Consider the following 13,086-nt stretch of genomic DNA (forward strand, 5'->3'; position numbering starts at 1 on the left):
TTACCTGGCCACCGCGCGGGCGATGGCGGCGTTCCAGAAGGGGTTGGCAAAGATCAGGATCATCGAGACGACAAAGCAGTAGATTGCCGTCGACTCGATCATCGCCAGGCCGACGAAGAGCGTGCGCGTGATCGTGGCCGATGCATCGGGCTGCTGCGCCAGCGACGTCAGCGCCGTCGCTACCGCCCGGCCTTCCGCGAGCGCGGGCCCCATGCAGCCGAAGCCCGTACAGAGGCCGGCCATGGCGATCGATGCCACCGCGATGATTGTCAGGCTGTCCATGGTATGGTTCCTTGGTCGGGCTCAGGGTGTCTTTTTGATCGGCAGGCCTGGCTCCGCCTTGCCGCTATGCGTGGCCGCGGCAAGATATACCGCGGCCAGGATGCTGAAGATATAGGCCTGCACCATGCCCGTAAGCAGGCCGAGCGCGGTCATCACGATGGGAAACAGGAACGGCGTGATCGTCAGCAGGATGGCGATGATCATCGCCCCGCTCATCATATTGCCGAACAGGCGGACGGCCAGCGCCAGCGTGCGCGACAGTTCGCTGATGATGTTGAACGGCAGCATCATCACGGTCGGCTCTAGGTAGGACTTCAGGTAGCCGCGCAGCCCCTGGTCGCGGATGCCGTACAGCGGCACCGCCACGAACACGCACAACGCCAGCGCCAGCGTGGTCGACAGCGATCCGGTGGGCGGCTCGTAGCCGGGAACGATGGTGAAGAGGCTTGCCGCGGCGACGAACAGGAACAGGGTGCCCAGGAAACCGAGGTACTTGCGCGGCTGGCGAAGGCCGACTTCCGTGATCTGCTGCTCGATCCCGGTCACGATGATTTCAAGCAAATTCTGCCAGCGCGAGCGGCGGTGGCCGGATGAGAGCCGGCGCGTGACCAGCCAGGAGCCCAGGGTCAGCACGCCCATCAGCACCCAGGTGAAGAGGATCGTGCCGTTGAGCTTGACGAAGCCGTGCTGCCAGAAGATCCACTGGTCAGGGCTGAGGCGCATGGCCCGTCTCCCGAGGCGCCGGCGTTTGGCGGTCAGCCCATCGCCCCGTCATCCATGTCACCGCCAGGCGCGCGACTGCAAAGCCAGCCAGGCAGGCAGCCATCCGCTCCCATTGCCCTGCGCCGACGGCGTAGAAGCCGAGCAGCGTGACGCCCATGCGCAGCACCAGGCTGCCCAGCAGCCACAGGGCCGACTGCCCGGATGAAAGCGTCCGGCGGACCGTCCACCACAGGCCGCCGAAAAAGAAGCCACCGAGTGCGCCGCCTGCGAGGGCCGCAAGCAGCAATGCCGCCACGTCATGTATCCGCATCGTCTTTCTCCTCCTCGTCCTGCCGCATGGCGCGGTCCTCCTTGGCGACCCAGTGCCACGCATTGAAGCAGCCGAGCACCAGGCCGGCCACCAGCAGCGCCAAGGTCCACGAGTGCCGGCCTGGATGGTGCTTGTCCAGCCAGATGCCGAGCGCCGCGCCGAGCAGCGTCGGCACCACCACCGACCAGCCGACCAGCCCCATCATGCCCAGCCCGAACCAGACCCCCGGCACGCCCTGGCGCCGCGCCCTGAGCTTGCGCTGCGCCTTGGCGCCCACTTTGCCTGCCAGCGTGGGCTCGGGCTTCGGCGCTCCGCCGGGCGGTGGCTCGATCATGGCGAAGTCTTGTGAAGCTTGACGAAGCGGGAAAGAAAGCCCGTCTCCAGCTTGGCCATGACCTTGCGCAGGCTGCGCGCCTGTTCGTCCTGGGCCAGGAACTCACGCTCCACGGTGTCGCGCAGCGTAGCCAGGTCGGCGCCGGCCATGGCGCGGCGCACCGACACGCGCACATCGAGGCCCGTCTTGACCAGCACGCCCTCATCGACCGCGATAAACACTTCGCCATCGGCCGGCGTTTCGAAGGTCAGGATGCCGGGCGCGAGCGCCGCGACGCAATCGAGGCGATGCGGCAGCATGCCGAACGCCCCCCCGGCGGTCTCCGCCACGATGCGCGACACATCGCGCTTGCTCAGGAAGATCCGGAAGGGCAGCAGTATTTCAAGAAGCATGCGATCCGGCGGCATGGCTCTCCTCTGCTGGTCTTGGCGCCACGGGCGCGGGCTTGCCCCTCGCTTCGGCTATCGGCCCGATCATGTAGAGCGCGCTTTCGGGGTAGTCCCTGAACTCGTCACGCAGGATTCGCTCGCACCCGTCGAGCGAATCCGCCAGGCTGACCGTTCTGCCCTTGATGCCGGTGAACTGTTCCGTGGTGAAGAACGGCTGGGTCAGGAAACGCTCCAGGCGGCGGGCCCGGGCGACGACGTCGCGGTCGGCGGGCGAGAGCTGCTCCAGCCCCAGCATGGCGATGATGTCCTTGAGTTCCGCGTACTGCGCCAGCGTGCGCCGGATATCCTGCGCCAGTCGATAGTGGTGCGCGCCGACGATGCCGGGCGTGGCCATCCTGGAATTCGATTGCAGCGGGTCGACTGCCGGGTAGAGGCCCTCGCTCGCGCGCTTGCGCGACAACACGATGGACGCCGACAGGTGCGAGAAGGTATGCACCGCCGCCGGGTCGGTGAAATCGTCCGCAGGCACGTACACCGCCTGGATCGAGGTGATGGCGCCGGTGTCGGTGTTGGCAATGCGCTCCTCCAGCCCGGACAGTTCCGTGCCCATGGTCGGCTGGTAGCCCAGCCGCGACGGCATCTGCCCCATCAGGCCCGACACCTCCGATCCGGCCTGGATAAAGCGGAAGATATTGTCGATCAGCAGCAGGACGTCGCGGTGCTCATCGTCGCGGAAGTACTCGGCCATCGTCAGCGCCGCATGGCCAACCCGGAAGCGCGCGCCGGGCGGCTCGTTCATCTGGCCGAAGACCATGACCATGTCCTGCAGGACGCCTGCCTCGCGCATGTCGTGGTAAAGCTCCTCGCCCTCGCGGCAGCGCTCGCCGATGCCGCAGAAGATACTCACGCCCCGGTGATGCCCGATCATATTGTGGATCAGTTCGGTGAGTAGCACCGTCTTGCCGACGCCCGCGCCGCCAAACAGGCCTGCCTTGCCTCCGGTTTCCAGCGGCAGCAGCACGTCGATAGCCTTGATGCCGGTCTCGAATACCATCGATTGCGTGGAGCGCTGGGACAAGGGCGGCGGCGCCCGGTGCACCGAGCGCCACTGGATATGCTGCGGTGCCGGCAGCCGGTCGATGGGCTGGCCGAACACGTCGAACATGCGCGACAGGATGCTGGCGCCCACCGGCGCCTGCAATGGCCCACCGGTGTCCTGCACCGCCATGCCTCGCGCCAGCCCCTGGGTGGAGGTCAGCGCGATGCAGCGCACATGCTGCGCATCGCGCTGCGCCAGGACTTCGATGGCGATCCGGCCATCCAAGCCGGTATGCAGCAAGGTGCGAATCGGCGGCAGCCCTGCCTCAAAGCGCACGTCGACGACGCTGCCTCGCACTGCGGCAACCACGCCCCGGCTCGGGCTCACCGGCGGCCACCTTGTGCGGGCGGAACCGGTCCATGCGGGCACGTGGCCCCCAATCGTGCCGGCATGGCCGTCCGGCGATGCGCCACTGCTCCTTTGCTTGCTCCGGTCATGCGATCTTCCTCAAGCCGCCCGTGCCCTTGCTGTCGATTTCACCATGATGCCCACGCCAGGCGCCGCGCGCCGTCGTGCGGCAATGCACAATATGCGCCTCCGCGGCCGGGAAAAGTTGATACATGTCAACTTAGGGCATGCGTGGCCCTGAAGCAAGACATGGTGCGTGGAAGATTGGCGGACGCACCTTCGTTCATGCCGTGGGACGACGCGCTCGGGTCGGCCAAGGGTTTTCGGGTTAGCGGTCGCGGCCGCGTGCGTATGAACAGCGATTGGGGAAAGCCGGCGGCGACCGGTAACTAAAAGACCGTTTGTGCTAAATCGTTCCATGGTGCGGTAGAGTCTATTGGCATTGAAGGGTCGCCGCGATGATCCGCACACGCCACATGCGCAAACCTCACGGGACTACGATGAAGTGACGAATGGTTATCGTGCGATGGCGGCGCGAGCGTCGACATGCCGAGATAAATTGGGCAGCTTCCGGAACATTTGCATCCGGAAAGGACTGGATGGCGCAAGCCCGGGCTCGTTGCCAGCAGGAATGGATGGAAACGTGGTCGAGGGTAATGCCAACGGATCAGTGAACATCGTGGCTGCGGGGTGGTACACGCGGAAGTGCACCCAGCAGGAGCTTTTCAATGCATACCATGTGGTCGTTGGCGCAGACGGGCAATCGCATAACGACCTGCCAGTGAGTCGCTGGTAACGGTCACGGTAGTTGTCCATTTCGCGGGAAGTCTCTTCGGGGGCCGCGCAATGCACGTGCGGATGGCGCTTCAGGTTCTGCCCCCAAAAGGTATGCAGGATCGTGATGAAGTCGATGCCTGGGACGCACTGCATGTTCTGATGGGCCGCGCAGTCGATGAGGAGAGCGTCGAAGCGATTCGGAGCGCGATGCTGAACGTACCGGGCGTTTTGGGGGGCTGCACGACCTTGAAACTCGCAAGATGGGGGACCTGGTTCTGGTTGACGTACATCTTGAGATTAACGCGGCGAGAGAGCGTGCAAGAGTTGGGGAGGTCGACTTCAGCAGGCGCCCTGGCTTGCGGCAAGGGTTGCACGGTCTGTTCTGTTCGTTGGTCGGAGTATCGTCCAAGGGGGCCACGGGCCTTCATCGCTGGCGGCTTCTTCCCGTATTTCTGGCCGCTCGCCACCAGTCGAGCTGGCTCGGAGAGCAGGGCTGTTTGCTCTGCCGCGTGCCTCATCATGCCCCTTCGGCGATTAGGTGATGCAAGGCCACATGCGAAAAGCGCGCCGCATCCTTGGCGGAAGCGGCGCGCTTATTGGTGTGACGCCAGCGAAGGCTTTGTCGCAGTAAGCCTCCGGTAGAATGTACCGGTGTCGAATTCAGCACGTGTGGGCAACGGTCATGAACCCCGAAGTTGCAAATGTATTGAAGCGTCTGCACTACCCGCTGGACGTGATGCTGACCTGCGTGCGTTGGTACGTCGCTTATCCGCTGAGCCTGCGCCATCTGGAGCAGATGATGGCCGAGCGTGGTATCTCAGTCGATCACTCAACCGTCCATCGCTGGGCGCTCAAGCTACTGCCGGCGCTGCACAAGGTGTTTCGTCGTCGCAAGCGCCCTGTGGGAAAAAGCTGGCGCGTGGACGAGACCTACATCCTGGTACGCGGTCAGTGGAAATATTTGTATCGGGCGGTGGACAGGGCCGGCAATACCATTGACTTCCTGCTACGCGCCCAGCGCGACAAGGCTGCGGCACGGCGCTTTTTCGAGAAGTCCGTCGACCACAACGGCGAACCCGATTCGGTGACCATCGACGGCAGCCCGGCCAACCTGGCGGCACTGGGCGACATCAATGCCGAACGGGAAACTCCCATCGTCATACGCCAGGCCAAGTACCTGAACAACATCGTCGAGCAGGACCATCGGGCGATCAAACGCATCGCCCGACCGATGCTTGGCTTCAAAGCTTTTCGCTGCGCGCGGATTCTCCTTGGCGGCATCGAGTTGATGCATATGGTCGCCAAGAGGCAGATGCAGTGTTCCGGTGGGGCCACTGCGTCCGCAGCACAGCAATTCTATTCCCTGGCCGCATAAGCCAACCATCACCGCCGGTTTTTTGTCGACTGATCTCTCTTATTGCGACAAAACCAGCGTCCCGGTTAGCGCCTCTTGCATGTGCGCCTGGCGGCCCATGCACCCGCCCCTGGGTTAGAGCGCCGCCGTCACGATGATTTCGACCAGCAGTTCGGGGCGTGCCAGCTTGGCCTCGCACGTCGCGCGGGTGGGGACAGCGTGCTCGGGGATCCATTCCTCCCAGGCGGCATTCATGCCGTCAAAGTCGCGGGCGATGTCCTTCAGCCAGATCTGCACCGACAGCAGCTTCTCTTTGTCGGCGCCGACGCTGGCCAGATAGCCGTCGATCTTCGCGAGCACGTCGCGGGTCTGGCCGGCGATGTCGGCGGTGGTGTCCCCGGCGGTGACGCCGGCTACGTAGACGATGTCGTTGTGGACGACCAGGCGGGACAGGCGTTTGGTGGATTGATAGCGCTGGATCTGGCTCATGTGCGATTCCTGTTGGTGGTTGGTTGAGGGTGGTGTGGTGGAGGGTGATGAAGACGGTATTGGCCTAATCGCGCTGGGTTGCAGCCTGCGTGCCCTGGGGTTTGCCAAAGCGATCGATGGCGAAGGCTTCGACAGGGAGTGAGGCATGCCCCTCGGTGACCAGTTCGGCAACGATCTGGCCTACGATGGGGCCCAGCTCAAATCCATGCGCGGAAAATCCGAATGCATGCACCAGGTCGGGCGCTGTGCGGCTGCGGCTGATGACGGGGATATCGTCCGGCATGAAGGCTTCCACGCCCGCCCAGGCGCGGTTGATCGCAAGCGGGCCGAGGTGGGGGAACAGCGCGGTAACGGTCTGTGCGCTGGTCGCCAGCTTGAGCATGTCGACTTCGCCGTGGCGGGCTTTCGCATCCGCCTCGCAGCGCAGTCCGCCACCGATCAGCACAGTGCCGTTGGCGAACTGCTTGAACGACAGGGCCCGGCCAGTGGCGCCCAATACCGGTTTGACGAAAGGCGCAACACGGTAAGTGATCATCAGCATCAGGCCGCCGGCCTGCACCGGCACCGGCTCGCCGACCTGTGCCGCAAATTCGCCGGCCCATGCCCCCGCCGTGTTGACGAGATGGCTGGCGCTGAAGGTGCCGCGCTTGGTGCGGACTAGCCAGTGGTTTCCCGTGCGCTCCACCTGCAGCGCCGGCGTGCCTTCGTGGATCGCCACGCCGGCACGCTCGGCCGCGCGCCGGAAGCCCGTCACGGCGCGGTAGGGCAGGGCATGGCCATCTTCGTGCGCCCAGATCGCGCCGGTGACATGGGGCGCGATGGATGGCACCAGTTCGCGCACGGTGCGGGCGTCCACCAGCGCCTCGTGCGTGAATCCCAGCGCCTGCAACTGCGCCACGCGGCCACGCAGCACTTCCAGCTCGGCCTCGCTCTCCGCCACCTTGAGCTGGCCGCTCGGTACGAAATCGGCATCGTCGCCTGTCAGCTCGGCCAGGCGGTGCCACAGTTTGCGCGCGGCTAGTGCGAGCGGGATCTCGGCCATATGCCGGCCCAGCGTGCGGACCCCACCGGCATTCACCCCGGAAGCGTGCCGGCCGCAGTATTCCGCTTCGAGCAGCGTCACCCGCAGGCCGCGTCGCGCCAGTTGCAGCGCGCTGGAAGTCCCCTGCAGGCCACCGCCGATGACGATGACATCAGCCCCTAGTTTGGCATCAGGCTTCACGGGCAAGCTCGCCAAGGGTGATCGGCTTGATGGGCGGGCGGATGCGGTAGTAGCCCACTTCCTGCGGCGGCACGCCGCGTGCCTGCGCGATGATCTCCGTTACGGTCAGCCCGCAGAGCCGGCCCTGGCACGGGCCCATGCCGCAACGGCCGAAGGACTTGGTCTGGTTGGGACCACCGCAGCCGAGTTCGACAAACGCACGGATCTCGCCGGCCGTGACCTCTTCGCAGCGACACACGACGACCCCATCCGCCGGCACGCGATTGGCGGCCTTGGGGCGATACAGCGCATCGAGGAAGGGGCGGATCTGCAGGTGCGAGCGCAGCGCCGCGAGGGCGGGCGCGGCGTGGCGGTCGCGCCCGGCGGCGTCCAGGCGGCCTGCCGCATGCGCGGCGGCCAGCCCGGCCAGCTCGCCTTGCAGGCGTGCTGCCAGCGCACCGCCGATGCCGCGCCCATCGCCGGCGATATAGATGCCGGGAATGTCGAGCGCACCCCATTCGTCCGCCTGCGGCTGCCAGCACAATTGGACATCGTCCCACCGATGCGCGGCACGCAGCGCCCAGGTGAACTGCGTATTGGGTACCACGCCCTGGTGGAGGAGCACGGTACGGGTCTCGATGCGCTGTTCGCGCCCGCCGCTGGTGAAGCGCAGCGCGCGCACCGCATCGTCGCCCTCGACTGCCAGGCCGGTGGCGCCTTTGTAGAAGGGCACGCCGTTCTTCCTGAGCGTGCGCATCAGCGCCAGGCCCTTTTTCAGGTAGCGCCAGCCCGCCAGCGCGCCGCCCAGGTGCGATAGCGCGCGGCGGTAGTCGGCGCCATCGGTGGTGTCGACGATGGCGCGGATCGGCACCCCGGCGCGCACATACTGCCACCCCAGCAGGTAGAGCAGCGGGCCACACCCGGCCAGCACCACCGGCTCGACGGGCGCGAGGTCGGCACTCTTGAGGAGGATTTGCGCTGCGCCCGCGGTCATCACGCCGGGCAGAGTCCAGCCCGGAATCGGGAAGGGCCGCTCCATGGCTCCGGTGCATAGGATGACCTGCCCGGCCTGGAGGCTCGCCACGCCGCCATCGCGCAGGTAATGCACGACACGCTCGCGCGTGACCTGCCACACCGCCGCGCCGGTGATGTGCTGTGCGCCGCTGGCGGCGAAGGCCTCGGCCAGGGCGGCGCCGGCCGCGTAGTCCGGCCCGAGGATGCGCAGCCGCTCCGGCGTGGCTGCCGTGATGGCACGATAGATCTGGCCGCCAGGGGCCTCCTGCTCGTCCAGCAGCACCACGCGCGCGCCGTGGGCGGCGGCAGCTACGGCAGCGCCCATGCCGGCCGGCCCGGCGCCGATGATGGCAATATCGAATTGCTGCTCAGGCATGGTCGGCCTCCTTCTCGGTTGCGGCCACCGGCGCTGCGAACTCAAACTCAAGGTCGCGCGCGCCATGCTGGCTGCGCACGGTCATGCCTTCGCGCACCTGCACCAGGCAAGCCTGACGGCTTGGCTGGCCCTCGATCTCCATCAGGCATTCGAAGCACACACCCATCATGCAGTAGGGCGCGCGCGGGGCACCGCTGACCGGGGTGGTGCGCAAGGGCGTCACGCCGCCGGCCAGCAGCGCGGCAGCCACGCTGCGCCCGGAGGGCACACGCAGGGGCTGGCCGTTGAATTCGATCGTCACCATGACGGCGCCGTTGGCAAGCGGGCGGAACAGGGCTTCAGTGGGCATGATGGAAAACCTGGTTGGTATTGAGGAAGCGGTCGCCGGTGAATACGTCAATGCCCTCGGGTCTGGCGCCGCCGCTGACCCACGGCGCTACATGAAAGACATGGGCGGCGGCTAGCGTGACGCCGCTGTGGCAAGTGGTGACAAAGGCGCCGGGGCAAGCGGCGCTCTCTTGGTAGATCGGGAAACCGTCTGGGGTCATCACGCGCAGCGCACCCCAGGCGCGCACCAGCTTGAGACTGGCCAGCGCGGGAAAACTGCGCACGCCGCGACTGGCGATCGCGCCGAGCACGTCCACCGTTGTGCCGTCATCGAACCCGACGTCTTCCATCGAGTCGCCTAGCTGGATGGTGCCCTCGTCGGTTTGCCGCACATAGGTGGTGGGATGATCGAGGAAGTGCGAGGCCCGCTCTCCGATCAGGACCTGGCCGCGGTTGGGCGCCACCGGAGCATGCAGCCCGATCTGCCCGGCCAGCGCGCGATTGCCCAGGCCGGATGCCAGCACAATGCGGGGCGCCGCAAAGCGCGTACCGCCGGCTTCCACGACAAAGCCCGCGCCATCGCGTGCGATCTGTCCTACGCCGTGGCGGGGCAGTATCCGTACGCCACGCTGCTGGCATGCCGTGTGCAAGGCACGTAGCAGCTTGAGAGGATTCGCGTGGCCGTCCATCGGCGTGTAGCTGGCGCCGGCCACGTCCGGTCCGATGCCGGGCAGGCGCGCGCCCAGCATGTCGTGGTCCAGCATCTCGAACGGATAGTCGCCGCCAAGGTCGTCGCGAATGCGTTGCAGCCGCGCCTCGCGCGTCTGCATCTCCTCGGCGGAAAAGCAAAGGTGGAAACCGCCAGGCTGTTTGAGTTGCACATCGATGCCTGTATCTTCCAGCAGCGCGGCGGCCAGCGCAGGCCATCGCCGCGCCGAGCCCATGGTCCAGCTGGCATAGGGCGCCATGCCGTAGCCCTTGCCCTGGACCCAGACCAGGCCGAAGTTGCCGCGCGAGGCACGGAAGGCATCGTCGCCTTCGTCCAGCACGGTCACGCGCACGCCGCTGCGGGCTGCGCCGTAGGCGATGGCGGTGCCGACCAGGCCGCCGCCGATGACAATAAGATCGCTTGTGGTCATGATGAGAGTGGGTTGCGAAACACGCCTGGCGCGGGCGTTCAGTTCTTTCCGATCAGCACGCGGTCGAGCCCGACGACGCGGTCCAGCAGCACCATCAGCACCAGTGTGCCGACGATCAGCACCGTGGACACCGAGGCCACCAGCGGATCGATGGTCTGGGCAATCTGGTTGTACATGGCCACCGGCAGCGTGGTGGTGCCCGGTGTGGCGACGAACACGGTCATGGTGAGTTCGTCGAAGCTCTGGATAAAGGCCAGCATCCAGCCACCCGCCACGCCCGGCAGGATCAGTGGCAGCACCACCCGCCGGAACGCCGTGAAGCGGCTCGCGCCGAGCGACAGCGCCGCCCGTTCCGCGTCGTGGTCCAGTCCGGTGGCGGCGGCCAGTACCAGGCGCAGCGCATAAGGCATCACCACCACCACGTGCGTCAGCGCCAGCCAGAAGAACGAGCCGCTCACACCCACCGTGGTGAAGAAGCGCAGGAAGGCCACGCCAAGCACTACGTGCGGGATCATCAGCGGCGACATGAAAAAACCCATCAGCACGCCGCGCCCCGGAAAGCGATAGCGAGTTAGCGCCAGCGCGCCCGGTACGGCCAGCGCCACCGCGATGGTGGCCGAAGCCAGCCCCAGCCATAGCGACAGCCAGAACGCGTCGACAATCTCGTGGGCGTCACCAATGGCGCGGAACCAGCGCAGCGAGAGGCCGTCTGTTGGCAGGGAGATATAGCCCTTGCCAGTGAATGAGACCGCCACCACCACCAGCAGCGGTGCCACGATGAAGGCGATGAAGAGGCTGTGGTAGAGCAGGGAAAACAGTCCGTTCTTGCGCATGATTTTCTTCTCTTGTTCTCTCTTCAGCCTTCGAACACCTGGCGGAAACGCCGCTCAACCAGCCGGTTGCAGCCCACGATGATGATCACGTTGGCGATCAGCAGCAGCACGGCGATAGTCGCGCCGAGCGGCCAGTTCAGCGTGTTGAGGAACTCGTCATAAGCTGCGGTGGCCACCACCTTGAGACGGCGCCCGCCCAGGATGGCCGGCGTGGCGAAGGCCGATGCCGCCAGGGCGAACACGATGATGCCGCCGGACAGGATGCCCGGCAGGATCTGCGGCAGGATGATGCGGCGGAACACGGTGAAAGGCGACGCCCCAAAGGCCAGGCCAGCGTTCTCGACCTGCGGGTCGAGTTTTTGCAGCGCGGCCCATACGGAAATCACCATGAAGGGGATCAACACGTGGGTGAGCGCGATCACCACGCCGGTCATGGTAAAGACAAGCTTGACCGGCTCGTCGACAATGCCCATCCATTGCAGGGCCTCGTTGATCAGCCCGTTGTTGCCCAGCAGGATGGCCCAGCCAAGCGTGCGCACCACCACCGAGATCAGCAGCGGGCCCAGGATCACGATTAGGAACAACGCGCGCCAAGGACTCTGCATGCGTGCCAGGATGATGGTCTCGGGCACGCCAAGGACGACGGTCAGCAAGGTTACCGCCAGTGCAAGGCCCGCTGTGCGCAGGAAGATCTCGTGGTAGTAGCTGTCGCCCAGTACCTCCAGGTAGTTGGCCACGGTCAGGTCGGGCAGCACGCCACGCGTGCCGTCGAAGACATGGAACGACAGCAGTGCGGTAAGCGCCAGCGGCACCAGCAGCATGGCGGCGAATAACAGCAGCGCGGGTGCCGACAGTAGCCAGGGCGCCGAGCCGGTATGCGCATCGTTGCTGGCGGTGGCTGCCTTGGCGGGCAAGGCCGGTGCGCCGGAGGTCAGGGTGGAGACGGTCGTGTCAGCCATGATGTTGCTCCGCCGTCAGTACGCGCAGGTCATCGTCCGACCACAGCACGCTGACCGTCGAACCCTCTTCGGGTGGCGCGGTGCCATGATTGGGCTGGCTGACGCGCAGCAGCCCTAGCGCGCTTTGCACTTCCAGCATCCAGTGGTTGCCGAGGAACAGGCGCGTCTGCACCGTGGCGGGGATGCCGCCGGCATCCGCCGGTTCCAGGCGGATCTTCTCGGGCCGCACATAGACATGCACGTCCTTGCCAACCTCGCGGCCTTCATGCGGTACATGCGCGAGCGTACCGCCCAGGCGCACCTCGCAGCAGCGCGGATTGGTCTTTTCCACCACGCCGCGGATGGCATTGGTCTTCCCGAGGAAGCCGGAAGCAAAGGCGGACTGCGGTCGTTCATAAGCCTCGAACGGCGCGGCCAGCTGCACGATGTGCCCGCCATGCATCACGGCGATGCGGTCGCTCATGGTCATGGCCTCGACCTGGTCGTGTGTCACCAGGATGGTTGTGATGCCGAGGTGGCGCTGGATGGCCCGCAGCTCGATATGCATGTCCTCGCGCAGCTTGGCATCGAGATTGGACATCGGCTCGTCGAGCAGCAGCACCTCGGGCCGGATGGCCAGCGCGCGGGCGATCGCCACGCGCTGGCGTTGGCCGCCGGACAGCTCTCGCGGATAGCGCTTGCCAAGGCCGCCAAGGCGCACCAGCTCAAGTGTCTCGTCAATGCGCCGGCTGCGATCGGCGCCGGCCACGCCGCGCATCTCCAGTCCAAAGCCGATATTGGCAGCTACTGTCATGTGCGGGAACAGCGCATAGCTCTGGAACACCACGCCCATGCCACGTTTTTCCGGGCGCAGGGCGGTGATGTCCCGGCCATCGAGCAGGATGCTGCCACGCGTGGGTTCCACAAAGCCGGCGATCATCTGCAGGGTGGTCGTCTTACCGCAGCCGGATGGACCAAGCAGGGAGAGGAACTCGCCGCGCTTGACTTCCAGGCTCAGGTTTTCGACGGCGTGGAAGCCGCCATAGGCCTTTGCGAGACTGTTGAGGGTGAGGAACGTCATGGTCTTTTCGTGGTTGGCGCGGCGCCCCCCGCAAGAGGCTCCGTCTATCGTGGCAATTGCGGGAAAGGGCGC

General features: G+C 65.9%; 15 protein-coding genes and 3 pseudogenes. 2 read left to right on the plus strand and 16 right to left on the minus strand.

What is annotated here, in order from left to right; all coding sequences use genetic code 11:
• The 8 genes and pseudogenes from AC1DS6_RS02845 to AC1DS6_RS02880 all read right to left on the minus strand — a co-directional run.
• On the minus strand, positions 1-282 hold the full coding sequence (locus AC1DS6_RS02845; protein WP_150990106.1) for a F0F1 ATP synthase subunit C: 282 nt from the start codon (positions 280-282) through the stop codon (positions 1-3).
• Between the two features lie 21 nt (positions 283-303).
• Positions 304-1,005, minus strand: a complete 702-nt coding sequence (locus tag AC1DS6_RS02850; protein ID WP_477101967.1) for a F0F1 ATP synthase subunit A — start codon at positions 1,003-1,005, stop codon at positions 304-306.
• The gene (locus tag AC1DS6_RS02855; RefSeq protein WP_477101968.1) at positions 989-1,315 is read right to left on the minus strand and encodes an N-ATPase subunit AtpR; all 327 of its coding nucleotides are present in this window, start codon (positions 1,313-1,315) and stop codon (positions 989-991) included. Before AC1DS6_RS02855 ends, AC1DS6_RS02850 begins: the two co-directional genes overlap by 17 nt.
• Positions 1,302-1,649: an AtpZ/AtpI family protein gene (locus AC1DS6_RS02860; protein ID WP_477101969.1), complete on the minus strand. Its 348-nt coding sequence runs from the start codon at positions 1,647-1,649 to the stop codon at positions 1,302-1,304. Before AC1DS6_RS02860 ends, AC1DS6_RS02855 begins: the two co-directional genes overlap by 14 nt.
• Positions 1,646-2,056 (minus strand): F0F1 ATP synthase subunit epsilon, encoded by a 411-nt coding sequence (locus AC1DS6_RS02865; RefSeq protein ID WP_477101970.1) that lies wholly within the window; start codon positions 2,054-2,056, stop codon positions 1,646-1,648. Before AC1DS6_RS02865 ends, AC1DS6_RS02860 begins: the two co-directional genes overlap by 4 nt.
• Positions 2,031-3,464 carry a F0F1 ATP synthase subunit beta gene (atpD, locus tag AC1DS6_RS02870; protein WP_477101971.1) on the minus strand — a complete coding sequence of 478 codons (1,434 nt, stop codon included), beginning with the start codon at positions 3,462-3,464 and terminating at the stop codon, positions 2,031-2,033. Before atpD ends, AC1DS6_RS02865 begins: the two co-directional genes overlap by 26 nt.
• 688 nt (positions 3,465-4,152) lie before the next feature.
• Positions 4,153-4,295, minus strand: a pseudogene (locus AC1DS6_RS02875) (IS91 family transposase); the annotation flags it as partial.
• A 24-nt stretch (positions 4,296-4,319) separates the two neighbouring features.
• Positions 4,320-4,397 (minus strand): annotated as a pseudogene (locus tag AC1DS6_RS02880) (transposase); the annotation flags it as partial.
• Positions 4,398-4,400: 3 nt separating this feature from the next.
• Here AC1DS6_RS02880 and AC1DS6_RS02885 point away from each other — a divergent pair.
• Positions 4,401-4,567 (plus strand): annotated as a pseudogene (locus AC1DS6_RS02885) (cation transporter dimerization domain-containing protein); the annotation flags it as partial.
• A gap of 377 nt (positions 4,568-4,944) precedes the next feature.
• Complete coding sequence (locus AC1DS6_RS02890; RefSeq protein WP_477101972.1) at positions 4,945-5,637, plus strand: IS6 family transposase; 693 nt, start codon at positions 4,945-4,947, stop codon at positions 5,635-5,637.
• A gap of 114 nt (positions 5,638-5,751) precedes the next feature.
• On the opposite strand, the gene AC1DS6_RS02895 is transcribed toward AC1DS6_RS02890, so the two are convergent.
• From AC1DS6_RS02895 to AC1DS6_RS02930, 8 genes are all read right to left on the minus strand, one after another.
• Complete coding sequence (locus AC1DS6_RS02895; RefSeq protein ID WP_035858729.1) at positions 5,752-6,105, minus strand: RidA family protein; 354 nt, start codon at positions 6,103-6,105, stop codon at positions 5,752-5,754.
• A 64-nt stretch (positions 6,106-6,169) separates the two neighbouring features.
• Positions 6,170-7,327, minus strand: coding sequence for an NAD(P)/FAD-dependent oxidoreductase (locus AC1DS6_RS02900; RefSeq protein WP_477101973.1), 1,158 nt, complete (start codon positions 7,325-7,327; stop codon positions 6,170-6,172).
• Positions 7,317-8,696 carry an FAD/NAD(P)-dependent oxidoreductase gene (locus AC1DS6_RS02905; RefSeq protein ID WP_477101974.1) on the minus strand — a complete coding sequence of 460 codons (1,380 nt, stop codon included), beginning with the start codon at positions 8,694-8,696 and terminating at the stop codon, positions 7,317-7,319. The genes AC1DS6_RS02900 and AC1DS6_RS02905 overlap by 11 nt, the downstream gene beginning before the upstream one ends.
• On the minus strand, positions 8,689-9,045 hold the full coding sequence (locus AC1DS6_RS02910; RefSeq protein ID WP_477101975.1) for a (2Fe-2S)-binding protein: 357 nt from the start codon (positions 9,043-9,045) through the stop codon (positions 8,689-8,691). Before AC1DS6_RS02910 ends, AC1DS6_RS02905 begins: the two co-directional genes overlap by 8 nt.
• On the minus strand, positions 9,035-10,162 hold the full coding sequence (locus tag AC1DS6_RS02915) for an NAD(P)/FAD-dependent oxidoreductase (protein WP_477101976.1): 1,128 nt from the start codon (positions 10,160-10,162) through the stop codon (positions 9,035-9,037). The genes AC1DS6_RS02910 and AC1DS6_RS02915 overlap by 11 nt, the downstream gene beginning before the upstream one ends.
• A gap of 38 nt (positions 10,163-10,200) precedes the next feature.
• The gene (locus AC1DS6_RS02920; RefSeq protein WP_477101977.1) at positions 10,201-10,995 is read right to left on the minus strand and encodes an ABC transporter permease; all 795 of its coding nucleotides are present in this window, start codon (positions 10,993-10,995) and stop codon (positions 10,201-10,203) included.
• Between the two features lie 23 nt (positions 10,996-11,018).
• Entirely contained in the window at positions 11,019-11,816 is a 798-nt protein-coding gene (locus tag AC1DS6_RS02925) for an ABC transporter permease (RefSeq protein ID WP_235184830.1), read from the minus strand.
• Between the two features lie 130 nt (positions 11,817-11,946).
• Positions 11,947-13,014, minus strand: a complete 1,068-nt coding sequence (locus AC1DS6_RS02930) for an ABC transporter ATP-binding protein (RefSeq protein WP_477101978.1) — start codon at positions 13,012-13,014, stop codon at positions 11,947-11,949.
• Positions 13,015-13,086: the final 72 nt, after the last annotated feature.

Source organism: Cupriavidus sp. 05L310 (assembly GCF_056398185.1).

Coding starts and splice junctions, on each gene's coding strand:
- AC1DS6_RS02845 (WP_150990106.1), bottom strand. CDS start 282: ATGGACAGCCTGACAATCATCGCGGTGGCATCGATCGCCATGGCCGGC.
- AC1DS6_RS02850 (WP_477101967.1), bottom strand. CDS start 1,005: ATGCGCCTCAGCCCTGACCAGTGGATCTTCTGGCAGCACGGCTTCGTC.
- AC1DS6_RS02855 (WP_477101968.1), bottom strand. CDS start 1,315: ATGCGGATACATGACGTGGCGGCATTGCTGCTTGCGGCCCTCGCAGGC.
- AC1DS6_RS02860 (WP_477101969.1), bottom strand. CDS start 1,649: ATGATCGAGCCACCGCCCGGCGGAGCGCCGAAGCCCGAGCCCACGCTG.
- AC1DS6_RS02865 (WP_477101970.1), bottom strand. CDS start 2,056: ATGCCGCCGGATCGCATGCTTCTTGAAATACTGCTGCCCTTCCGGATC.
- AC1DS6_RS02890 (WP_477101972.1), top strand. CDS start 4,945: ATGAACCCCGAAGTTGCAAATGTATTGAAGCGTCTGCACTACCCGCTG.
- AC1DS6_RS02895 (WP_035858729.1), bottom strand. CDS start 6,105: ATGAGCCAGATCCAGCGCTATCAATCCACCAAACGCCTGTCCCGCCTG.
- AC1DS6_RS02905 (WP_477101974.1), bottom strand. CDS start 8,696: ATGCCTGAGCAGCAATTCGATATTGCCATCATCGGCGCCGGGCCGGCC.
- AC1DS6_RS02910 (WP_477101975.1), bottom strand. CDS start 9,045: ATGCCCACTGAAGCCCTGTTCCGCCCGCTTGCCAACGGCGCCGTCATG.
- AC1DS6_RS02915 (WP_477101976.1), bottom strand. CDS start 10,162: ATGACCACAAGCGATCTTATTGTCATCGGCGGCGGCCTGGTCGGCACC.
- AC1DS6_RS02920 (WP_477101977.1), bottom strand. CDS start 10,995: ATGCGCAAGAACGGACTGTTTTCCCTGCTCTACCACAGCCTCTTCATC.
- AC1DS6_RS02925 (WP_235184830.1), bottom strand. CDS start 11,816: ATGCTGCTGGTGCCGCTGGCGCTTACCGCACTGCTGTCGTTCCATGTC.
- AC1DS6_RS02930 (WP_477101978.1), bottom strand. CDS start 13,014: ATGACGTTCCTCACCCTCAACAGTCTCGCAAAGGCCTATGGCGGCTTC.